This is a genomic window from Oceanimonas doudoroffii (assembly GCF_002242685.1).
Taxonomy (GTDB): Bacteria; Pseudomonadota; Gammaproteobacteria; order Enterobacterales; family Aeromonadaceae; genus Oceanimonas; species Oceanimonas doudoroffii.
Map to the genome: position 1 here is coordinate 22806 of NZ_NBIM01000001.1, position 22880 is coordinate 45685.

Annotated in this window: 18 protein-coding genes; 12 read left to right on the forward strand and 6 right to left on the reverse strand. The window is 62.7% G+C overall.

Annotated elements, in window-relative coordinates; translation table 11 throughout:
- Positions 1 to 62: 62 nt before the first annotated feature.
- The 3 genes from carA (at position 63) to B6S08_RS00155 (ending at position 4908) form a co-directional block, all read left to right on the forward strand.
- Positions 63 to 1199, forward strand: coding sequence for a glutamine-hydrolyzing carbamoyl-phosphate synthase small subunit (carA, locus tag B6S08_RS00145; protein ID WP_094198763.1), 1137 nt, complete (start codon positions 63 to 65; stop codon positions 1197 to 1199).
- Positions 1200 to 1215: 16 nt separating this feature from the next.
- Entirely contained in the window at positions 1216 to 4443 is a 3228-nt protein-coding gene (gene carB / locus B6S08_RS00150) for a carbamoyl-phosphate synthase large subunit (protein ID WP_094198764.1), read from the forward strand.
- Positions 4444 to 4701: 258 nt separating this feature from the next.
- Positions 4702 to 4908, forward strand: coding sequence for a cold-shock protein (locus tag B6S08_RS00155; protein ID WP_094198765.1), 207 nt, complete (start codon positions 4702 to 4704; stop codon positions 4906 to 4908).
- A gap of 61 nt (positions 4909 to 4969) precedes the next feature.
- Here B6S08_RS00155 and ansA read toward each other — a convergent pair whose 3' ends face one another.
- Entirely contained in the window at positions 4970 to 5989 is a 1020-nt protein-coding gene (gene ansA / locus B6S08_RS00160; RefSeq protein WP_094198766.1) for an asparaginase, read from the reverse strand.
- The gene (gene sppA, locus B6S08_RS00165; RefSeq protein ID WP_094198767.1) at positions 5989 to 7824 is read right to left on the reverse strand and encodes a signal peptide peptidase SppA; all 1836 of its coding nucleotides are present in this window, start codon (positions 7822 to 7824) and stop codon (positions 5989 to 5991) included. The genes ansA and sppA overlap by 1 nt, the downstream gene beginning before the upstream one ends.
- Before the next feature lie 215 nt (positions 7825 to 8039).
- Here sppA and B6S08_RS00170 point away from each other — a divergent pair, with 215 nt between their 5' ends.
- Positions 8040 to 8597, forward strand: coding sequence for an NAD(P)H nitroreductase (locus B6S08_RS00170; protein WP_094198768.1), 558 nt, complete (start codon positions 8040 to 8042; stop codon positions 8595 to 8597).
- 48 nt (positions 8598 to 8645) lie between these two features.
- On the opposite strand, the gene mobA is transcribed toward B6S08_RS00170, so the two are convergent.
- Positions 8646 to 9251: a molybdenum cofactor guanylyltransferase MobA gene (gene mobA / locus B6S08_RS00175; RefSeq protein WP_094198769.1), complete on the reverse strand. Its 606-nt coding sequence runs from the start codon at positions 9249 to 9251 to the stop codon at positions 8646 to 8648.
- Between the two features lie 166 nt (positions 9252 to 9417).
- Between mobA and B6S08_RS00180 the strand changes: the two genes are divergently transcribed.
- The 3 genes from B6S08_RS00180 (at position 9418) to B6S08_RS00190 (ending at position 12364) form a co-directional block, all read left to right on the forward strand.
- Positions 9418 to 10626 (forward strand): CynX/NimT family MFS transporter, encoded by a 1209-nt coding sequence (locus B6S08_RS00180; RefSeq protein ID WP_094198770.1) that lies wholly within the window; start codon positions 9418 to 9420, stop codon positions 10624 to 10626.
- Positions 10627 to 10678: 52 nt separating this feature from the next.
- A complete protein-coding gene (locus tag B6S08_RS00185; protein ID WP_094198771.1) occupies positions 10679 to 11518 on the forward strand; it encodes a DNA ligase in 840 nt (279 codons plus the stop codon).
- A gap of 66 nt (positions 11519 to 11584) precedes the next feature.
- A complete protein-coding gene (locus B6S08_RS00190) occupies positions 11585 to 12364 on the forward strand; it encodes an NRDE family protein (RefSeq protein ID WP_094198772.1) in 780 nt (259 codons plus the stop codon).
- 47 nt (positions 12365 to 12411) lie between these two features.
- On the opposite strand, the gene B6S08_RS00195 is transcribed toward B6S08_RS00190, so the two are convergent.
- Positions 12412 to 13353, reverse strand: a complete 942-nt coding sequence (locus tag B6S08_RS00195; protein WP_094198773.1) for a LysR family transcriptional regulator — start codon at positions 13351 to 13353, stop codon at positions 12412 to 12414.
- A 195-nt stretch (positions 13354 to 13548) separates the two neighbouring features.
- Here B6S08_RS00195 and B6S08_RS00200 point away from each other — a divergent pair, with 195 nt between their 5' ends.
- Positions 13549 to 14481, forward strand: a complete 933-nt coding sequence (locus B6S08_RS00200) for a sodium-dependent bicarbonate transport family permease (RefSeq protein WP_094198774.1) — start codon at positions 13549 to 13551, stop codon at positions 14479 to 14481.
- 260 nt (positions 14482 to 14741) lie between these two features.
- Here the strand turns inward: B6S08_RS00200 and B6S08_RS18445 are convergent, their stop codons facing one another.
- Together B6S08_RS18445 and B6S08_RS00205 are read right to left on the reverse strand one after the other, a co-directional pair.
- Entirely contained in the window at positions 14742 to 14873 is a 132-nt protein-coding gene (locus tag B6S08_RS18445) for a putative transporter small subunit (protein ID WP_211284131.1), read from the reverse strand.
- A 1-nt stretch (position 14874) separates the two neighbouring features.
- Positions 14875 to 16560 (reverse strand): sodium:solute symporter family protein, encoded by a 1686-nt coding sequence (locus B6S08_RS00205; protein WP_094198775.1) that lies wholly within the window; start codon positions 16558 to 16560, stop codon positions 14875 to 14877.
- A gap of 424 nt (positions 16561 to 16984) precedes the next feature.
- Between B6S08_RS00205 and purE the strand changes: the two genes are divergently transcribed.
- The 4 genes from purE to B6S08_RS00225 all read left to right on the forward strand — a co-directional run bounded on the left by purE (position 16985) and on the right by B6S08_RS00225 (position 22846).
- Positions 16985 to 17479 carry a 5-(carboxyamino)imidazole ribonucleotide mutase gene (purE, locus tag B6S08_RS00210; protein ID WP_094198776.1) on the forward strand — a complete coding sequence of 165 codons (495 nt, stop codon included), beginning with the start codon at positions 16985 to 16987 and terminating at the stop codon, positions 17477 to 17479.
- On the forward strand, positions 17476 to 18543 hold the full coding sequence (purK, locus tag B6S08_RS00215) for a 5-(carboxyamino)imidazole ribonucleotide synthase (protein ID WP_094198777.1): 1068 nt from the start codon (positions 17476 to 17478) through the stop codon (positions 18541 to 18543). Before purE ends, purK begins: the two co-directional genes overlap by 4 nt.
- A 155-nt stretch (positions 18544 to 18698) precedes the next feature.
- A complete protein-coding gene (locus B6S08_RS00220; protein WP_094198778.1) occupies positions 18699 to 19787 on the forward strand; it encodes an efflux RND transporter periplasmic adaptor subunit in 1089 nt (362 codons plus the stop codon).
- Entirely contained in the window at positions 19784 to 22846 is a 3063-nt protein-coding gene (locus tag B6S08_RS00225; RefSeq protein WP_094198779.1) for an efflux RND transporter permease subunit, read from the forward strand. Before B6S08_RS00220 ends, B6S08_RS00225 begins: the two co-directional genes overlap by 4 nt.
- Positions 22847 to 22880 lie beyond the last annotated feature (34 nt).

A 22880-nucleotide genomic window follows, 5' to 3' on the forward strand; every position in this document is an offset into this window, starting at 1 on the left:
TGTCTGTAACTCGGGACAGCCAGGTAAATTGTTGATTTATAAGAATTAACTTGGAGGTTGTCTTGAATCACTCAGCGCTGCTCGTATTGGAAGATGGCTCGGTCTTCCGCGGTACAGCCATTGGCGCCGACGGTTGTTCCGTTGGTGAGGTGGTATTCAACACGTCGATGACGGGATACCAGGAAATCCTTACCGATCCATCCTATGCCCGCCAGATCGTCACGCTCACTTATCCTCATATAGGCAATACCGGCACTAACGCCGAAGATGAAGAATCCGACCGGGTTCACGCTCAGGGGCTGATCATTCGCGATCTTCCGCTGATTGCCTCCAACTTCCGCAATCAGCGTACCCTGTCCGACTATCTCAAGGCTCACAACATAGTGGGTATTGCCGATATCGATACCCGCAAGCTGACCCGCGTTTTGCGCGAAAAGGGCTCCCTGGCCGGCTGCATTCTGGCTGGAGTCGACCTGGATGAGGCCAAAGCTTTGGCCGAGGCCAAAGGGTTCCCCGGCCTCAAGGGCATGGATCTGGCCAAGGTGGTGTCTACCGCCAGCCAGTATCAATGGCGCGAAGGCAGCTGGCAGCTGGGCCAAGGCCACAGCCAGCCCACCGACGCCGAGCTGCCCTACCACGTGGTGGCCTATGACTTCGGCGCCAAGCGCAACATTCTGCGCATGCTGGTGGATCGCGGCTGCCGCCTGACCGTGGTGCCGGCTCAGACTCCGGCCGCCGAGGTGCTGGCGATGAACCCGGACGGCATCTTCCTGTCCAATGGCCCCGGCGACCCCGAGCCCTGTGATTACGCCATCGAGGCCATCAAGACCTTCCTGGAAACCGACATTCCGGTGTTCGGCATTTGTCTGGGCCATCAGCTGCTGGGCCTGGCCAGCGGTGCCAAGACCGTGAAAATGGGCCATGGTCACCACGGCGCCAACCACCCGGTGAAGGATCTGGACCGCAACGTGGTGATGATCACCTCCCAGAACCACGGCTTCGCCGTTGACGGCGACACCCTGCCCGAGACGCTGCGCACCACCCATGTGTCGCTGTTCGACGGCACCCTGCAGGGTATTCATCGCACCGACAAGCCGGCGTTCTCCTTCCAGGGGCACCCCGAGGCGAGCCCGGGTCCGCACGATGCGGCGCCGCTGTTTGACCATTTCATCGAACTGATCAAGAAATACCGCGCATAAGGAGCAGGGTAGAGTCATGCCAAAACGTACAGACATACAGAGCATTCTGATCCTGGGCGCCGGTCCCATCGTGATCGGTCAGGCCTGTGAATTCGACTACTCCGGCGCCCAGGCCTGCAAGGCCCTGCGCGAAGAAGGCTACCGCGTCATTCTGGTGAACTCCAACCCGGCCACCATCATGACCGATCCGGAGATGGCCGACGCCACCTACATCGAGCCCATCGACTGGCAGGTGGTGCGCAAAATCATCGAGAAAGAGCGCCCGGATGCGGTGCTGCCCACCATGGGTGGTCAGACCGCGCTGAACTGCGCCCTGGAGCTGGAAAAGCACGGCGTGCTGGCAGAGTTCGGTGTGGAAATGATCGGCGCCACCGCCGATGCCATCGACAAGGCCGAAGACCGCCACCGTTTCGACCAGGCCATGAAAAGCATCGGCCTGGAGTGCCCCCGCGCCGGCATCGCCCACAACATGGACGAAGCCTACGGCGTGCTGGATCAAGTGGGTTTCCCCTGCATCATTCGCCCCAGCTTCACCATGGGCGGCACCGGTGGCGGCATCGCCTACAACCGGGAAGAATTTGAAGAAATTTGTACCCGTGGCCTGGATCTGTCGCCCACCAACGAGCTGCTCATCGACGAGTCCCTGATCGGCTGGAAAGAGTACGAGATGGAAGTGGTGCGGGATCGCAACGACAACTGCATCATCGTCTGCGCCATCGAAAACTTCGACGCCATGGGCGTGCACACCGGTGACTCCATTACCGTGGCGCCGGCCCAGACCCTGACCGACAAGGAATACCAGCTGATGCGCAACGCCTCCATGGCGGTGCTGCGTGAAATCGGCGTGGAAACCGGCGGCTCCAACGTGCAGTTCGGTGTCAATCCGAAAGACGGCCGCATGGTCATCATCGAGATGAACCCCCGAGTGTCCCGCTCGTCCGCCCTGGCGTCCAAGGCCACCGGCTTTCCCATCGCCAAGGTGGCGGCCAAGCTGGCCATCGGTTACACCCTGGATGAGCTGCAGAACGACATCACCGGCGGCCTGACTCCGGCGTCCTTTGAGCCGGCCATCGACTACGTCGTGACCAAGATTCCGCGCTTCAACTTTGAGAAGTTCGCCGGCGCCAACGACCGCCTGACCACCCAGATGAAGTCCGTGGGTGAAGTCATGGCCATCGGCCGTAACTTCCAGGAGTCGGTGCAGAAGGCCCTGCGCGGCCTGGAAACCGGCATGAACGGTTTCGATCCCGTGGTTGACCTGAACGACACCGAAAGCCTGTCCCGCATTCGCCACGAACTGCAGGACCCGGGTGCCGAGCGTATCTGGTACATCGCCGATGCCTTCCGCGCCGGCATGTCCGTGGACGGCGTGTTCAAGCTGACCAACGTCGACCGCTGGTTCCTGGTGCAGATCGAAGAGCTGGTGAAGCTGGAAGAGCAGGTGAAGGAAGCCGGCATGGCCGGGCTGACCCCCGAGCTGCTGCGCGCGCTCAAGCGCAAGGGCTTTGCCGATGCCCGCCTGGGCAAGCTGCTGGGCGTGAGCGAAGGCGAAGTGCGCAAGCTGCGTCACCGCCACGAAATCTTCCCGGTGTACAAGCGGGTGGATACCTGTGCCGCCGAGTTCGCCACCAACACCGCCTACATGTACTCCAGCTACGACGAAGAGTGCGAGGCCAACCCGACCGATAAAGACAAGATCATCGTATTGGGTGGCGGCCCCAACCGTATCGGTCAGGGTATCGAATTCGACTACTGCTGCGTGCATGCTTCCCTGGCGCTGCGTGAAGACGGTTTTGAAACCATCATGGTCAACTGTAACCCCGAGACCGTGTCCACCGATTACGACACCTCCGACCGTCTCTATTTTGAGCCGGTCACCCTGGAAGACGTGTTGGAAATCGTGCGGGTCGAGCAGCCCAAGGGCGTGATCGTGCAGTACGGCGGTCAGACTCCGCTGAAACTGGCCCGTGCCCTGGAAGCGGCCGGTGTGCCCATTATCGGCACCAGCCCCGACGCCATCGACCGCGCCGAAGACCGCGAGCGTTTCCAGCAGGCGGTAGACCGTCTGGGCCTGAAGCAGCCCCAGAACGCCACCGTGACCGCCCTGGATCAGGCCGTAAACCTGGCCGTGGACATCGGTTACCCGCTAGTGGTGCGTCCGTCCTATGTACTGGGCGGCCGGGCCATGGAAATCGTCTATGACGAGCAGGATCTGCGCCGTTACTTCAACGAAGCGGTGAGTGTGTCCAACGAGTCTCCGGTGCTGCTGGATCGCTTCCTGGACGACGCCACCGAGGTGGACATCGACGCCATCTGCGACGGCAAGGACGTGGTCATCGGCGGCATCATGGAGCATATCGAGCAGGCCGGCGTTCACTCCGGCGACTCCGGTTGCTCGTTGCCGCCCTACACCCTGAGTCAGTCCATTCAGGATCAGATGCGTGAACAGGTGCGCAAGCTGGCCCTGGAGCTGGGCGTGGTTGGCCTGATGAACGTGCAGTTCGCGGTCAAGGACAACGAGATTTACCTGATCGAGGTCAACCCCCGTGCCGCCCGTACCGTGCCGTTTGTGTCCAAGGCCACCGGTGTGCCCCTGGCCAAGGTGGCTGCCCGGGCCATGGCCGGCAAGTCCCTGGCCGAGCAGGGTGTGACCGAGGAAATCATTCCGCCTTACTACTCCGTCAAGGAAGTGGTACTGCCGTTCAACAAGTTCCCCGGCGTTGACCCGCTGCTGGGCCCGGAAATGCGCAGCACCGGTGAGGTGATGGGCGTGGGTGAAACCTTTGCCGAAGCCTTTGGCAAAGCCCACCTGGGCGCCGGCAAGGCGGTACCGAAGGAAGGCCGTGCCCTGCTGTCGGTGCGTCACAGCGACAAGCAACGAGTGGTTGACCTGGCCGCCAGCCTGATTGAGGCCGGTTACCAGATTGACGCCACTCACGGCACCGCCGTGGTACTGGGTGAAGCCAACATCAACCCGCGTCTGGTGAACAAGGTACACGAAGGTCGTCCGCACATTCTTGATCGCATCAAGAACAACGAATACACCTATATCGTGAACACCGCCGAGGGCCGTCAGGCCATCGAGGACTCCCGTCAGCTGCGCCGTGGCGCCCTGGCGCAGAAGCTGTCGTACACCACGACCCTGAACGGTGCCTTTGCCACCGTGATGGCCATGGCTCACGACGCCACCGAGTCGGTGATTTCCGTGCAGGAAATGCACGCCCGAGTGGCCAACGGCAAGTAAGCCGAAGCCACTTAGAGTCAAAAGGCGCCTCAGGGCGCCTTTTTTTGTGCTGTACAAAAAATGTTCAGTTATTTACCGATAATGTTTGACGGCCATCTCCTACTGCCGTAGAGTGCACCTCAGCAAACTTCTCAAGTCAGCGCAGCATCAGTATCTTGTTGGTCCCTTACGGCTCTACAGTCACCACGCTTCCCTTATTTGATATTTATTGCGGTTCCGGGCATTTGCCCATTCATATGTTTAAAAAGGTAAGTATACATGGCTACTGGCACTGTAAAATGGTTCAACGAGTCCAAAGGTTTTGGTTTTATCACTCCCGCTGACGGCGGCAAGGATCTGTTTGCCCACTTCTCCGAAATCGTCGGCTCCGGCTTCAAAACCCTGGCCGAAGGTCAGCAGGTATCCTACACCCCGGCCGAGGGTGCCAAGGGTCCTCAGGCTTCCCAGATTCAGGTTATTTCTTAATTCTTCGAGTTTTGAAAAACCATAAAAAAACCCGCTTCGGCGGGTTTTTTGCGTTTGGGGCTCAGCCGGCGGGGAGCGTCAGCTCGCCCCGCAGGCTGTGGCCCATCAGTTCCCGCACCTCGTCCACCGGCAGATTCTTGCTCAGCAGGTAGTGCAGTTTGGTCAGGGCCGCTTCCGTGGTCATGTCATAGCCCGACAGCACACCGGCGTCGGCCAGGGCCTTGCCGGTGGCGTAGCCTTCCATGTTGACCGAGCCGCGCCGGCACTGGGTGAGGTTGACGATCACCACGCCCCGGGCCGAGGCCTCGGCCAGCAGGGTCAGCATGGCCTCATTCTGGGGCGCGTTGCCCACGCCGTAAGACAGCAGCAACAGGGCCTTGACCGGCTGGCGCAGCAGATTGGCGATCACCTCCGGGCTGATGCCCGGATACAGCATGACCACACCCACCGGTTGGGGCGTGATGGGGCTGACGTTCAGGGGTTTACCGCTGGCCCGGCTGAGCCGGCCGGCCTCCAGGCTGATATGAATGCCGGCGTTGAGCAGGGGGGGGAAGTTGGGGGAGTCAAAGGCGTGAAAGCCGTCGGCGTGCACCTTGCTGGCCCGGTTGCCTCGATACAACCGGTTGTTGAAAAACAGACCCACCTCGTGAATGGGGTATTCGGCGGCAATATAGAGGGCATTGAGCAGGTTGTTACGGCCGTCGGAGCGCAGCTCCACCAGCGGGATCTGGGAGCCGGTGACGATCACCGGCTTGTCCAAGTCTTCCAGCATGAACGACAGCGCCGAGGCGGTAAAGGCCATGGTGTCGGTGCCGTGCAGCACCACAAAGCCGTCGTAGTCGTCGTAGTGGTCGCGAATGTCGTCGGCGATGCGCTGCCAGTCGGCCGGGGTCATGTCGGACGAGTCGATCAGCGGATCATATTCGTGAATATGATAGGCGGGCATTTCCGGCCGGTGCAGCTCGGGGGTGTCGGCCAGGCTGTCGGTCATAAAGCCCGCCAGGGGCACATAGCCCTTGGCGGATTTCTGCATGCCGATGGTGCCGCCGGTGTAGGCGATATAGATTTTCTTTCGGTGCATTAAAACTCCTGGCATTCCACACACAGCACATAGCGGCCGCGAATGTCGTTAAAGCGGGACAGTGCATTCAGCTCCCGGCCCAGCTGGTCACCGGCCGGACGCAATACCTCGGGCAGGGCCGACTGCAGCAGGGCCTGGGCGTCGAGGTTGGAACTCATCAGCTGCTCCATCAGCAGCTCTTTGGGTGAGCGGGGCAGACGCACCCGTTTGACCCGGTATTCGGGCAGGCCGGCCAGCTCGGCGGCGCCGGCCAGGGCATCGTCCAGGTAACCGAGTTCGTCCACCAGCCCCAGCCCCTGAGCGTCGGTGCCGGTCCACACATGCCCTTGAGCGGCGGCTTCCACTTCCGCGGGGTTGAGTTTGCGGCCTTCGGCCACCAGGGTCACAAACTGCTGGTAGGTATGCTCCACACCCAGCTGGATCAGTTCCTGGGCATGGTCGGGCAGGCCGGTGGTCAGGCCGGCGCCGACAAAGTCGGTGGTGCCCACGCCGTCGGTGTTGAGGCCGAGCTTGGCCAGGGCATCCTCAAAGGTGAGAAACAGCCCGAACACGCCGATAGAGCCGGTGAGGGTGGTGGGCGCGGCATAGATTTTGTCGGCGTCGGCGGCAATCCAGTAGCCGCCGGAGGCGGCGGTGCTGCCCATGGACACCACTAGCGGTTTGCCGCTTTGCTTGAAGCGCAGCAGGGCGGCACGGATCTGCTCGGCGGCAAAGGCGCTGCCGCCGGGGCTGTCAATGCGCAGCACCAGGGCGTTGAGATCGTTGTCACGACGGGCCTGGTCAATCAGCCGGGCGAGGCGTTCGTCACTGATGGTGTTGGGGGCCGGCTCGCCGCTCATGATGGCGCCGCTGGCGGTGATCAGGCCCACCGCCGGGGCGGTGCTGTCGGTGGGGCCCCTGTGGGCCAGGTAACGGGGCACGCTCAGGCTTTGGTAGGCGTTGGCCTGATGATCCCAGCCCGCCAGTTTGGCCACATGGCGCAACATGTCATGGCGGCTGGCCAGCCGGTCTACCAGGCCCTGCTCCAGGGCATAGCGGGCCGGGTCGCCGCCCACGGCACGAAAGCGGCTGAGCAGCAGCTCCTTGCCCGGGCTGATGTGATCGGCGGGAATATCGCGCAAGGTGCTGACGTTGTCCTGATAGTGCTGCCACAGCTGGTTCAGCCAGCGCAGGGTATCTTCCCGGCTTTCCGCCGACATGTCGTCACGCAGGTAGGGCTCCACGAAGGATTTGTAGGTACCCACACGGAACACGTGGGGCGTGATGTCAAAGCGCTCAAAGGCCGACTTGTAATGCAGCCGGTACACTCCCATGCCCTGAATGGTGACGGCACCGGCCGGGTTCAGCCAGATTTCGTCGGCATGGGCGGCCAGGTAATACTGCCCCTGAGTGTAATAGTCGCCCAGGGCATACACCGGTTTGCCCGAAGTCTTGAAGCCCTCCAGGGCCGCGCCGACCTCGTCCAGCCGAGTGAGGCTGGACTCGGTCATGTTCTGCAGCCTGAGCACCACCACCTTGATGCGCTCATCGTGGCGGGCGGCGGCCAGGGCGTCCTTGATCTGCTCCAGGGTCAGCGGCGGTGGCGCGTCGTCGCCGGACAACCACTTGCTGAACAGGCGACGAGGGCCGGGTTGATCTTCCTGCTCCAGCACCGGGCCGTTAATTTCCAGGGTCAGGGCGGCGCTGGCGGGTAGGGTGGGGGCTTCCTTTTCGCCAAAGAACAGAATGAACAGGGAAACCAGGGCCAGCAGGAAAAACAGGTTGATAAACAATGCACGCAGCGCACTCAGCACTCGGCCAAGGGTGCGAAACAGCCATTTGATGGCAGACCACATAACAACGCCTTGAAAAATGAGGGTCGAATTGCTCCATTATGGCGTGAGCGCCGGCGCAATGCCACGGCCGGGCCCGGGATTCGACGCCGTCCTCACGAAAAACGGCAACCACGCGCAGGTTTGCTAACGCGAGGAAGCCGTCATGAAAATGCGTGAGGCTTTATGCCGCCTGCCCGGGCTGGTAAGGTAGCGCGGTCTCAAAACAGGAGTAAATAATGGACGCACTGGAACTGTTACTGAACCGTCACTCCAATCCCCGTCTGGTGGATCCGGCCCCTGCCGGCGAGCAGCTGGACATCCTGCTCCGCGCCGCCCTGCGCGCCCCGGATCATGCCGCCCTCACACCCTGGGAATTTATCGTGTTTGAGGGCGAGCAGCGCCGGGCACTGGGTGAGGTGCTGGCCGCCGCCGCCCAGGCACAGGGTGAAAGTGAAGACGCCATCAACAAGGCCCGCAATGCGCCACTGCGCGCGCCCATGGTCATTACCGTGGTGGCCAAGGTAAAAGAACACGACAAGGTGCCGCGACTGGAGCAGGAGCTGTCTGCCGGCTGTGCCCTGATGGCCATGCAGATGGCGGCCCAGAGCCAGGGCTTTAGCGGTATCTGGCGCACCGGTTGGTTTGCCTTTGACCGGGGCGTGCACCGGGATCTGGGCCTTGAGCCGCAGGATCAGATCGTCGGCTTTCTCTATCTGGGCACGCCGGAAGTGGAAGTACGTAAGCTGCCCGAGCGGGATCCGGCCCAGTTTGTGCGTCACTTCGGCCGCTCCTAAAGAAAATGCCGGGTTGTCCCGGCATTTTCTGTTTATAGGGGCAGTCCTTCACTTGCCGCCTTCTCGGCCCTCGCCCCTTGCCTCCAGATCCATCAGGGCTTCGGGCGTATTGAGGTTGTAAAAGGCCTCGGCCTGATCGCGAAAGTCTACCGTCACCAGTTGGTGGCGTTCATACCACAGCTGCAGCTTGCGATCGCCGCCATCCAGGTAATTGCACAGGGATGGCAGCAGCGACTGGTGCATCAGCGCGGTGGCGGCATGCAGCTGGGTGCCGTCGTCGACCACGGCGATCTGGTCGTGGCGGTGCACCGCGGCACACAGCCGGGCAGCCAGATCGGCGGGCACCAGGGGGCTGTCGCAGGGCACAAACAGCACCCATTCGCTGGGGGCGTGGGTCAGCCCGGCCTCAAAGCCCGCCAGGGGGCCGGCAAAGTGGTATTCGTCATCGGTGATCACCGGGGCCAGCGCCCGGTAGTGTTCCAGGTTGCGGTTGGCATTGATCAGCACGCGACCCACCTGGGGGGCGAGCCGCTCCAGTACATGGCTGACCAGGGGGCGTCCCCACAGCGGCAACAGGCCCTTGTCGGCTCCCTGCATGCGCAGGCCCCGGCCTCCGGCCAGAATGACCGCGGTAATGTCTTTCGGATCCAGCATGGCCCCTTCCGTTTGAATGATTTCCTTATGAATTTTAACCCGTTATAGCATGCCCCGAGTGGGGAGTGGTCACACAACGCGGGTTTTTAATTGCTTGAGCCGTACCGGCATCGCTTCTAACATGGCGGTTCCGTACGCCCTTTAAGAACAATAAGGTATAACAATAATGAGCACTCATGCTGCCGGTGACGATCCCTTTCTCGGCCGTCCCCTGATCGCCGGCCTGGCCGTGGTGGCCCTGTTGCTGACCGCCGCCAACCTGCGCGGCGGCATTGTGGTGGTGGGCCCCCTGGTGGAGCAGATCCGTTCCAGCCTGGCCATCAGTGCCAGCGCCTTCAGCCTGCTGACCACATTGCCGCTGCTCTGCTTTGGGGTGATTTCCCTCTGTGTGCCGGCGCTGTCCCGGCGCTGGTCGCCTCAGGTGCTGGCCATCGCCGGCCTGCTGGTTATCGGCCTGGGTGTCCTGCTGCGACTGGTGAACGACTATGCGGTAGTGCTGCTGGGCACCCTGCTGCTGGGGGCGGCCATTGCCCTGCTCAATGTACTGATCCCCGGCCTGGTCAAGGCGTTCTTTCCCCGCAAGGTGGGGCTGATGACCGGGCTTTACTCGGTGACCCTGAGTGTCGGCGCCGGCATGGGCGTTTATCTGGCGGTGCCGCTGCTGGAGCGGTTCGGCCACTGGCATTATCCGGTGGCGCTGTGGGCGGTGCTGCCGCTGCTGTGCACCCTGTTCTGGCTGCCCATGCTCAGGGTCGAGGGCGTGGGGCGGCCGGCCAATCCGGTGAGGGTGAGCCTGTGGCGTGACAAGCTGGCCTGGGCCATTACCTGTTACATGGGATTGCAGTCGTTCTACTTCTATTCCATGGCCACCTGGATGCCCAAAATGCTGCTGGAAAGCGGCCTGGACGCCCATGATGCCGGTACCGCCACCGCGCTTATCAACCTGGTCAGCATTCCGTTCAACTTTCTGGTGCCCATCATGGCGGCGCGCCTGGCCAGTCAGCGGCGGCTGGTGCTGGGCATTTTTCTCGCGTCCTTTACCGGCCTGATAGGGCTGTGGTGGCAACCGGCCATGGCGCCGCTGCTGTGGGCTTCGCTGGTGGGCGTGGGCTGCGGCGGTGCATTAAGCCTGGCGCTGTCGCTCTTCGTGCTGCGCGCCGCCAATACCGCCCAGGCCACGGCGCTGTCGGCCATGGCCCAGAGCATCGGCTACCTGCTGGCGGCCTCGGGGCCGGTGGTGTTGGGCATGATGCGGGATGTGGAAGGCGCCTGGCAGGGCGCCCTGCTGCTGATGATGGCGTTGCAATGCCTGCAGCTGGGCTGTGGCTGGTATGCCGCCCGCCCCGCCAAGGTGGTGCCCGATCAGCAAAAATAGCGCCTTGTTGCCAACCGGCTAGACTTTGCCGGACAACAACAAGGAGCACCTCATGAAACCCTTTCCCGTGTTGCTGCCCCTGCTTTGGCTGGGGCAGCCGGTTTCGGCCTCGGCCGAGGCACCCCCATTGCAACTGGCGGCGGAGCATGCCCCCCATCACAACCCCGCCGATTACCTGGTGAGCGAAAAGCTCGACGGGGTACGGGCATACTGGAACGGCCACCGGCTGATATCCCGGGGCGGCCATGTTTTTGCGGCTCCCGACTGGTTTGTGGCGGGTTTTCCCGCCACGCCCCTGGACGGTGAACTCTGGCTCGGTCGGGGTCGCTTTGACGCCTTGTCGGCGGCGGTGCGCCGCCTTGAGCCGGTTGCGCGGGAGTGGCGGGCCATTCGCTTTATGGTGTTTGACCTGCCCGCCAGCACCTTGCCCTTTGAAGGACGGCTGGCGGCCCTGCAGTCCCTGTTCAGGGAGGTCAACACCCCTTATCTGCACCTGCTTGAGCAACATCGGGTGGCCGATGCGGCCGCCCTGGCGGCCAGGCTCGACAAGGTCACCGCCGAGGGGGGCGAAGGCCTGATGCTGCGCCACCGCCGAGGCCGCTATGTTCCCGGCCGCAACCAGGAATTGCTCAAGCTCAAACATTTTCAGGACGCCGAGGCCACCGTGCTGGCGGTGCTGCCGGGGCAGGGAAAATATGCCGGCATGATGGGGGCCCTGCTGGTGGAGACCCCCGATGGTCGGCGCTTTAAACTGGGCACCGGCTTCAGTGATGACGAGCGCAGCCATCCGCCGCTCCCCGGTGTGGTGGTGACCTACCGTTACCGGGGCGAAACCACCACCGGCCTGCCGCGCTTTGCCAGCTTCTGGCGAATACGCGATGACATGCCCTGATACTGGTGTCTGCATTCCTGCCGCAGTAAAGTGAAGCGGATACGGATTACGGTAAGGAAACGACCTTTGTGTTTAATCGCCTTTGACTGGCAGCCGGCCAGTCCCCGGTTGTTGTTGCTGGCCAACCGGGACGAGTTTTATGCCCGACCCACGGCTCCCGCCGGCTGGTGGCCGGAGCAGCCGGCGCTCTGGGCCGGGCGGGATCTGCAGGCCGGTGGCACCTGGCTGGGGCTGACCGCCGCCGGGCGCTTTGCGGCCCTCACCAACTATCGTGAAGGCGAGCCCCGGGCGGGCCGGCGCAGCCGGGGAGAACTGGTCAGCGGTTTTCTCACCGGTGAGCAGACGCCCGCCGGCTACCTAAGGCGGGTACTGGCTCAGGGTGAAGAGTATGCCGGTTTTAACCTGCTGGTCGGTGATCTGCGGGCCGGAGAGCTGCACTATGGCGGCAATCGGCCGGGGGGCGAGCCGCGCGCACTGCAGGCCGGGCGTTATGGCTTGTCCAACGGACTGCTGAATACTCCCTGGCCCAAGACCGAGCGACTGAAATGCGGCCTGAGCGGCCTGAGTGCGGGCGATGAAGAGGGCGCGCTGGCGCTGCTGAGCGACACCACCACGGCTCCCGATGCCGCCCTGCCCATGACCGGCGTGCCCCTGGAGCTGGAACGCCGCTTGTCTTCGGTATTTATTGGCGGTGAAGATTACGGCACCCGGGCCCAGACGGTGCTGAGCCTGGAGAACGGCCAAGTGCGCATTCTGGAGCAGGGGCGGGGGCCTCATGGCCGCCTGCTGGAAACGCGGCGGGCCGAATGGCGGCTGGCGTCCGTCGAGCGAATGCGCCATGCCTGAGGTTGAAGCGCGCCCTGACGCCACCATTACGGCGGCGCGTGATTCCGTTACCCTATGTGTGCCAGCAGGGCGTCCAGATCATTGTGAATATGTCGCTCGTCCACACAGCGGGCGAGGTGTTCATTGACAAAGCGCACAAAGTTGGCGGCGGGGTAGGGCAGGCGGCGGTTGCCGTGGCACACCAGATACCAGTAACTGCCCAGGGGAAATCCGGGCACCGCCGGGCGGCCCAGCCGGTGTTGGCCTTCCATCAGGGTATGCTCCGACAGCACCGCCAGCCCCAGGCCCTGCTCCACACTCATGCGAATGACCTCATTGCTCTCTATCTGCATCACCCGCTTCAGCTGCAGGTTGCGGCTGCGCAGCCACTCTTCAAACACCAGCCGGGTAGCACTGCCCGGTTCCCGCAATAGAAAGCGTTCGTTCAGCAGCGCCGCAAAGTCGGTTGGCGGCCGTTGCAGCGCCCAGTGGTCCGGCGGGGTCAGCAGCACCAGCGGGTTGTGAATAAAGCGCGCGCTCAGGGTGTGCTCGCCAGCAGGCGGATGGCTGAACAGGTAGAGATCATCCTGCTGGTGACGGTGGCGCTCCAGAATGTAGCCCCGGTTGCCCACGCTGATGGACACCTCCACTCCCGGAAACTGACGGTTAAAGGGGCCCAGCAGGCGCGGCAATATGTATTTGGCGGTGGTGACCACGCCAATGCTGAAGCCGCCGCGGGTACCCTGACGGGCATCCTGCAGAAAGCCGCCAAAATCCTCAAAGCGGGACAGGGCGTCAAGGGCGGCGTGGTAGAGCTCGGTGCCGATAAAGGTGGGTTTCATGTGCGTATCGAGCAACGGCTCGCCCACCGCCTCGGCCAGGCGTTTGAGCTGTTGCGAGACCGTGGGCTGGGTCAGGTGCAGCTGGGCCGCGGCCCGGGACACCGAGCCCAGCCGCACCACGGCCACATACACCTGCAGCAGGCGAAAGGTCAGGTGGCGAACATTCATGGATAATTATCTATGTAGGACTTAATTAACATTTATTGGTAACTATAGCGCCGGCGACGCACAATGTCCCGACTTGTCAAACTCGGCTTCGGCCGGCACTCGTTTACAGCCCGTTTTCTTCCATGCCGGCAGGCCGTTGGTCCTGTCGCGGGCACGGCTGTGCGTGTTGCCTGCAACAACAAAAGAGGAATGAGAATGCCGGATATAGTAGTGGCGTTTTTTGCGCTGGGCGTGGTGGCGGGGCTGGCCCGCTCGGATTTGCAGGTGCCCAAGGCGGCTTACGATACGCTGGGGATTCTGCTGATGCTGACCATCGGCTTTAAAGGTGGACTGGCGCTGCATGGCAACCTGCATTGGCAACTGGTGCCGGAGTTGCTGGCGGTGGCGTCGCTGGGGGTGGTGATTCCGCTGTTGTGTTATCCGCTGGCACGCCGGCTGCTGCGCCTGGATCAGGCCAACAGCGCCAGCCTGGCGGCCCACTACGGCTCGGTGAGTGCCGGCACCTTTGCGGTGGCGCTGGCCTATGCCCAGACCCTGCAGCTGGAAATCGCCCCGGAAACCACCCTCTACCTGGTGTTGCTGGAATTGCCCGCCATCATAGTGGCCATTTCCCTGTATAAACGGTTGGCGGGGCAGAGTGATGGCGCAAGTCACGGCAGCGTATGGCACGAGGCTCTCACCAGCCGGGGCGTGGTGTTGCTGACCGGTGGCGTGCTTATCGGTTATTTTTATGGCCCCGAGCGGGCGGCACCGGTGAGTGAGCTGTTTATTCATGCCTTCAAGGCGCTGCTGGCGCTGTTTTTGCTGGAAATGGGCCTGTGTGCCGCCAAGGCGCTCACGCCCATCCCCTGGCGGCGCTGGCCGGTGATGCTGTTTGCCCTGGTCGCCCCCCTGGTGCTGGCCAGCCTGGGCGCCTTTGCCGCCACGGCCCTGGAGCTGCCGGCGGGCAGTGCGCTGATCCTGGTGGCGCTGGTGGCCAGTGCGTCCTATATCGCCGCCCCGGCGGCCATCGGCGCCGCCATTGAAAAGGCCGACATCGGCCTCGCCATGCTGGCGTCGCTGGCGGTGACCTTTCCCTTTAACGTGCTGGTGGGCATACCCCTCTATGCCCGCTGGCTGGCGGCCTGATACACACAGCATGCGAAGCAACAGCGCGGTTGCACTTCACGACACGCTCCAAGCCCATCCGTGGGACGCTCGTCAAATGCATCTGACCGCCATGGATGGCGGGAATGCCGAAAATGCAGGAGCAACTTTTCGGCTCTGGAATTTGACGGTCGGCTACGGCAATCCCCGCTGCTGCTTCGTGAAGCTAATGAATCGTTTGCCTTCGTTTGATTACAAAAAAAGCGGACCTCAAGGGTCCGCTTTTTGCTCTCTGCGGTGGCTCACACCAGCTCGCGGTTTTCCTTCCTGGCGGCGACGATGTCTTTCCATACGCCGCGGCAGATCATGATCAATACCCAGAGGGTGAGGGCGGGCCAGATCAGAATATAGGCCCCCAGGGTCAGTTCGCTCATATCAGGACTCCTTGGCAAGGCGGGTGGGTTTAACCGCCGCCGGGCTGGCGGCCTCGAAACGGTCGTCGTAGTTGCCCACGCGCTTTTTGATAAGCTCAAAGTCGAATTTCTGGTTGTCCAGCAGGCTCACCAGCACACACACCAGGGTGCTGACGCCGTAGGCCACCAGGGAAGACAGCAGTACCGTGTATTCCCGCAGGAAACCGGTGGCGAACACCATCAGCGCCAGGCCGGCGATAATGCCGGCGATAAAGCCGACGTGGCGGCCGAAAAAGCCGAACGCCATCAGTCCGATCACCACGCCGCCGCCGATGCTGGCCAGCAGCTCGAACAGCATGGCCACCACGCCGGTCATGGGCAGCAGCTCAAAGCGAGCCGCGCAGAACATGATCAGGGCGACAATCACCGAGGAGGTAAAGGCGCGGTTGGTGACCCGGCTCCAGAAACAGCTGGCGATCACCGGGAATACGATGGCGCCCCAGAGCGCGCCCACGAACACCAGCATCACCAGAATGTCGAGGGAGAAGCTGGCAAACACAATGCCCAGCATGGTGGCCACCACCATGGTCAGCCGGCCGATAAACAGCATGCGTCTGGGATCGGCCTTGCCCCTGGCAATGTTCTTGCCGTACACGTCGGCCATCACAATGGCAGACAGGGCGGACAGATCCGAGTCGGCGGTGGAAGACAGCGAGCCGATAACCAGAATAAAGAACAGGCCAATAAACACCGGCGGCAGGTAGCTGGACACCATCTGTGGAATCAGGTTGTTCATGTCGCCGTTCAGGGGCTCAACACCCGTGGTCAGGGCCATCAGGCCAATCATGCCCAGGCCGATGACGATGGCGCCATACCCCAGCGTCGCGGTGAGGAAGGTGGGCTTGATGTGCTTTTCATTCACCGCAAACAGCCGTTGGGAAATGGTCTGGTTACCAATGGCATAGGCCAGCACCGCAACAAAATAGGGGGCGCCCTGGTGCAGAATGGCGTCGGTGGAGAACAGGTTGGCCTGCTCGGAGGTGAGGTGATCAAAACCGTTCATCACCTCGGCCGGGCCGCCCATGGCGAACAGCACTGCAGGAATGATTACCACGGCAATGGCCATCAGTGCGATCAACTGGGCAAAGTCGGTGAGCACGGAGGCGCGAAAGCCCGACCACAGGGTATAGCTGAGCACGCCCACCCCGGCGATGATCACCCCGGTCTGGAATGACAGCGGTGACAGCACCGACACCAGGGCGCCGGCGGCAGTGAAATTCACCATCAGGCTGATGATGCTGCCGAGCAGGTTGGAAAAGGCCAGGATCAGCTGGCTGGAGGAGCCATGACGGGCGTGGATCACTTCCCCCAGGGTATGGGCGTTGGGCGCCAGGGCACGAAAGCGGCGGCCAAAGGGATAGATGAACAGTATCATCAGCGCGCCCCACAGGCCGTAGTGCAGCGGGCCCGACACCCCGTAGGTGTAGCCCGAGGTGGCGGCGGCATAGAATGACGCGGCCCAGATCCAGGTGGCGGTCATGCTGGCCGCGCCCATGCCAAAGCCTACGCTGTGGTTGGACACCATAAAGGCGTCGGTGTCTTCCTGTTCCTTCTTGATGAAGGTCGTGATTAAGTAGGTGCCGCCGTAAAAGGCGGCCAGCAGCAGCAACACTGTGGTGCTGGAAAATTGGTAGAGTTCCAAGATCATCTCCCTGTCTTGCGAGTAAAACACGGACTCGCGCAGGCGATATCGTCGCGGGAACGATATACCTGACGCAGTTCAGGACGACCTGGCTGACGGCAACGGACGTGTAGAACCGGAAAACACGGTTCGGCAAACAATGCAGGAATGACTTGCTATGTGAAGCGATGCGCTTTTAAGACGTTGGCGTTAGCCTGGTATTGTGCGGTCGACGGCACAGGGCCGTGAGCTAGGGTAATGCTTCAATGGCGCCCATCATAAGGCGTAGACCTCCTCAAAATTACATGCTCAGCCTTTGAACGGCCCCTACCTTAACGACTGCCTCGGGGGATGTCCACCCTTTCACTGGCCGCAAAACCGCGGTTTCGCTATAATCCGCGCTCCCCCAGATCCACCAGAATATGCTGAACGTTGTTGAACAGGAGTAGTCATGCAAGCAAAAGTTGCCGTCATCATGGGCTCGAAAAGCGACTGGCCCACCATGCAGGGCGCTGCAGAGATCATGGACAAGCTGCAGGTTTCCTACACAGTGGAAGTGGTGTCGGCGCACCGCACCCCCGACAAGCTGATGGAGTTCGGTGAAAAGGCCGTCGAACGCGGTTATCAGGTGATCATCGCCGGTGCCGGCGGCGCCGCCCACCTGCCGGGCATGGTGGCGGCCAAAACCCGCCTGCCGGTGCTGGGTGTGCCGGTGCAGAGCAAGGCCCTGAGCGGCCTCGACAGCCTGCTGTCCATCGTGCAGATGCCCAAGGGCGTGGCCGTGGGCACCCTGGCCATCGGCACCGCCGGTGCCTTTAACGCCGGCCTGCTGGCCTCTCAGATGCTGGCCAACAACGACGCCGAGCTGGCCGAGCGGCTGGAAGCGTTCCGCCTCGAGCAGACCAGCACCGTGCTGGGCAGCCCGGATCCGCGGGAGGACGCATGAGCCGTATCTGGGTACTGGGAGCCGGCCAGCTGGGCCAGATGCTGAAGCATGCGGGCATGCCGCTCAACCTGGACGTGCGCCCCATCGACATTGAGTCGGAAGAGACCTTTCCGCTGCAGGCCCATGAAAAAGTGACCGCCGAGCGCGAGCAGTGGCCCGAAACCGCCGCCACTCGCCAGCTGGCGGCCCACCCGGCCTTTGTGAACCTCAATACCTTTCCCATTCTGGCCGACCGTTACACTCAGAAGTCACTGATCGACAAGCTGGGGCTGGCCACTGCGCCCTGGCAGTTGGTGCAAAGCGACACCAGCGCCGAGGATCTGCACAACGTTCTTGGTGAGCGGGTGCTGCTCAAGCGCCGCACCGGTGGCTACGACGGCCGGGGTCAGCACTGGCTGCGTGAACCGGGCCGGGACGCCATTCCCGACGACTGGCACGAGCAGGCCATCGCCGAGCAGGCCATCGACTTTGACGAGGAAGCCTCCATCGTCGGCATGCGCGGTGCCGATGGTCAGTGTTACTTCTATCCGCTGACCCTCAACCTGCACGTCAATGGCATTCTGCTGGGGTCGGTATCACCGCTGGCGCGGCTGGCACACCTGCAGCAGGAAGCCGAGCGCATGCTGGGTACCCTGATGAACGACCTCGATTACGTCGGTGTCATGGCCATGGAATGCTTTCGAGTGGGCGATCACCTGCTCATCAACGAGCTGGCTCCCCGCGTGCACAACAGCGGCCACTGGACCCAGTCCGGCGCCAACGTCAGCCAGTTTGAAGCACACCTGCGTGCCGTGGCCGGCCTGCCACTGGTTGAGCCGACCGTCAAGAATACCAGCGTCATGGTCAACCTGGTGGGTACCGAGCGCAATGACGACTGGCTGTCGGTGCCCGGCGCCGAGTTGTACTGGTACGGCAAGGAAGTTCGCCCGGGCCGCAAGGTGGGCCATATCAACTTCTGCCTGAGCAACCTCGCCGATACCAAAGCCTCCCTCGACCGGCTGGAGCCCATGCTGCCCGCCAGCTACGGCATCGTGCTGGACTGGCTGCGCAGTCAGCTGAACTAAGCCGGCACCTGGCACCAAAAAGCCCCGCATGCTGCGGGGCTTTTTATTTTGGCGCTCACAAGAAAAACAGCCTTGTCGTCCGACTTTCGTCGGGACTGTCTGCCGTTATGTCAAATTGATATGCTGAGTCATCACTCTAAATGCACGGATAAAACATGGCGGCAAATGGTTGGCGTGAACGACTGGGCAGGCACAAGGCGTTGACATGGGCACTGGGCCTGCTACTGGTGGTGTTCTGGCTGTGGCGGGGCCAGGTGTATCAGGCGGCGAACGAGGCACCAGTGCCCGGGCCGGCCCATCCCGAGCACGAGTTTCAGCTGCAGGTGCAGGCCATGGCCGCCGAGCCCTACCAGCCCCGTGTGGTGCTGCAGGGGCAATTGCAGGCGGTACGGCAACTGGTGGTGCGTGCCCGGGTGGAAGGCACGGTTGAAAACCTGCCCGAGCTTGGTGACGCAGTGCATGCCGGCGATGAAATGCTCAGGCTCAGCATTGATGATCGCAAGGCCAACCTGGCCAGGGCCGAGGCCGAACGGGCGTTACGGATGGCCGAACTGGCCGCCGCCGAACGACTCAAACGCAAGGGACTGCTGGCCGAAACCGATTACCTGATGCGCAAGTCTGCCGCCGCCGAGGCAGAAGCGGCATTGACTCAGGCCCGGCTGGCCCTGGAGCACAGCCGGCCTGCCGCGCCCTTTGCCGGCACCGTGGATGCCCGCCATGTGGAAGCGGGGGATTACGTCAAGGCCGGCGATGAGTTGCTGCACCTGGTGGATACCAGCGAGCTGAAACTCATGGCTTACGTGCCCCAGCAGCAGGTGTTTGGCCTGGCGCCGGGGTTGCCGGTGACCGCCGTGCTGCTGGATGGCCGGGAGCTTGCGGGCTCGCTCACCTTTGTTGCCAGCGCCGCCGATGAAAACACCCGCAGCTTTGCGGTGGAAGCCCGTTTTGCCAATCCCGAGAACGCACGCCTCGTCGGCGCCAGTGCCGAGCTGCGTATCAGCCTGCCGCCACGCCCGGCCCACCGGTTGTCGCCGGCGCTGCTGGCGCTGGACGAAAGTGGCCGGCCCGGTGTGCATCTGGTGGATGCGCAAAACCGGCTGCAATTGATGCCGGTTACCCTGCTGGCCATCACACCGGAGCAAGCCTGGGTCGATGGCCTGCCCGAGCACGCCCGTGTGGTGGTTCGTGGTGCCGGCTTTGTGGCCGAAGGCAATACCGTCGCGGTGCGGGAGCTCAGCCAATGAGGGCGCTGATTGAGGCTGCCGTATACCGCAGCCGGGCGACGCTGCTGGCCTTTGTGCTGCTGCTGCTGGGGGGCGTGGGGGCCTATCAGGCGATTCCCAAGGAAGCCAACCCCGACGTCACCATTCCCATGATGTATGTCTCCATGACACTGGAAGGCATCAGCCCGGAAGATGGCGAGCGCCTGCTGGTGCGGCCCATGGAGCAGGAACTGCGTACCCTGGAAGGCATCAAGAAAATGACGTCCACCGCCAGCGAAGGGCATGCCTCCGTGATGCTGGAATTTGATGCCGGCTTTGATCCCAAACAAGCGCTGCAGGAGGTGCGTGAGAAGGTCGATTCGGCGCGCAGCGAACTGCCCCAGGAGGCCGATGAGCCGGTGGTGCACGAGATCAACGTGGCCCTGTTTCCGGTGTTGTCGGTGGCGCTGTCGGGACCGCTGGCGGAAAGCGAACTGGTGATGATTGCCCGCCGCCTCAAGGACGAAATAGAAGGCATTGCCGAGGTGCTGGAAGTGGACATCGGCGGGGATCGGGAGGATGTGCTGGAGATTTTGGTCGATCCCCAGGTGCTGGATGGTTACGGCATTGATTACACCCAGTTGTTTAACCTGGTGTCCCGCAATAACCGCCTGGTGGCTGCCGGCAGCCTGGATACCGGCGCCGGCCGGCTGGCCATCAAGGTGCCCGGGGTGATAGAAGGGCTGGATGATGTGCTGAGCCTGCCACTCAAGGTCAGCGGCGATCGCGTGGTGACCTTTGGCGATGTGGCAACCATTCGGCGTACCTTCAAGGATCCCGCCGGCTTTGCCCGTATCAACGGGCAGCCCGGCCTGGTGCTGGAGGTGAGCAAACGCGCCGGCGCCAACATTATTGAGACCATAGAGCGAGTCAAGGCATTGCTGGATCAGGCCAGGCCGCTGCTGCCCGAGGGGGTGGCAATCGACTACATCATGGATCAGTCCACCCAGGTTGAAACCATGCTGGCGGATTTGCTCAACAACGTGCTCACCGCCGTGGTGCTGGTACTGATTTTGATCCTCGCCACCATGGGCGCGCGCCTGGCGGTGATGGTGGGGTTCACCATTCCCGGCGCCTTTTTTGCCGGCATTCTGATCATCTGGGGTATCGGCTTTACCATGAACATCATTGTGCTGTTTGCCCTGATCCTGGTGGCGGGCATGCTGGTGGACGGCGCCATTGTGGTGAGCGAGCTGGCCGACCGCCACCTGCATGAGGGGCAGACGCCCAAGGAAGCCTGGATCAATGCCGCCCACCGCATGAGCTGGCCGGTGATCGCCTCCACCATTACCACCCTGGCGGTGTTTATGCCGCTGCTGTTCTGGCCCGGGGTGGTGGGCCAGTTCATGCAGTACCTTCCCGCCACCGTGATCATCTGCCTGCTGGCATCGCTGTTTATGGCGCTGGTGTTTTTGCCCACCATGGGCGGCCTGGGACGGGTCGAACATCAGCCCAGAAAGCCGGTGGTGGTGCCCGGACTACGGCACTACCGCGGCCTGCTGGCCAGACTGCTGCGCCGCCCCGGCCTGACTCTGCTCGGCACCCTCGGGTTGATTGCGCTGATGTATGCCGGCTACGCCCGCTTTAACCACGGTGTGGAGTTTTTCCCCGATATCGAGCCCGACAGCGCCCAGCTGCAGGTGCGGGCCCGGGGCGATCTGTCGGTGTATGAAAAGGACGCGTTGTTGCGTCGCGTAGAAGCCCCGCTGGCCGGGCTCACCGAGGTCAAGGCCCTGTATGCACGCAGCTTTGCCATGGCCGACAGCCAGATGGGCAGTGATGTCATCGGTGTGCTGCAGTTTCAGTTTACCGACTGGTATTTGCGTCGCCCCGCCAGCGCCATTCGGGAAACCATGCTGGCCCGCACCGCCGACATACCCGGGGTGGTGCTGGAGTTTCGTGAACAGCAAATGGGGCCGGGAACGGGCAAGCCGGTGGAGATCCGCCTCTCGGGCTCCGACGACAGTACCCTGAGTGCCGCCACCGACCGACTGCGGCATGCCATGAACGAACTGGGCGGTTTTGCCGATATCGAAGACGACCGCAGCCTGCCGGGCATTGAATGGCGGCTGCAGGTGGATCGGGAAGCCGCTGCCCGCATGGGGGCCGATGTGCTCAGTGTGGGCAATGCGGTGCAGCTGGTGACCAACGGCCTGCTGCTGGCCAGTTACCGGCCGGAAGATGCCACCGACGAGGTGGATATTCGTGTGCGTCTGCCCCGGCACTGGCGCTCGGTGGATCAGCTCTCCCGCCTGACCCTGAATACTCCGCGGGGGCAGGTGTCACTGAGCCAGTTTGTGACCCTGACTCCGGCCCCCAAGGTGGGCACCTTGCACCGGGTGGATGGCCGGCGCACCGTGACCGTCAAGGCCGACATCGCCGAGGGATTTCGCCTTGACGAGCGGCTGCAGGCCCTGCAGCAGGCCGGAGTGGAATTGCCGAAAGGCGTGGCACTCACCGTGGCCGGCGAAGACGCGGATCAACGGGAAGCCGGGCAGTTTCTGGGCACCGCCTTCGTGGTGGCGCTGTTGCTGATGACGCTGATCCTGGTGACCCAGTTCAACAGCCTGTACCAGACCGCCCTGGTGCTGTCGGCCATCGTGTTTTCCACCGCCGGCGTGCTGATGGGGCTGCTGCTTAATGGCCAGTCCTTTGGCATTGTGATGGTGGGCATGGGCATCATTGCCCTGGCGGGCATAGTGGTGAACAACAATATCGTGCTGATCGATACCTTTAACCAGTTGCGGGCCGAGGGCCTGAGTCCGGTGGAGGCGGCGCTGGAAACCGGTTGCCTGCGGTTGCGCCCGGTGCTGCTGACCGCCATCACCACCGTGCTGGGGCTGATGCCCATGGTACTGGGAGTGAACGTGGATCTGCTGACCCCGTCGCTCGGTCTGGGGGCGCCTTCCACCCAATGGTGGACCCAGCTGTCCAGCGCCATTGCCGGCGGCCTGGCCTTTGCCACCCTGCTTACCCTGCTGCTCACCCCCTGCATGCTGGTGCTGGGCGCAGGACGTTCCGCGGTGAGGAGTAAGGAGTGAGGGGAAACACCATGAACTTGTACCCATTCTGAAT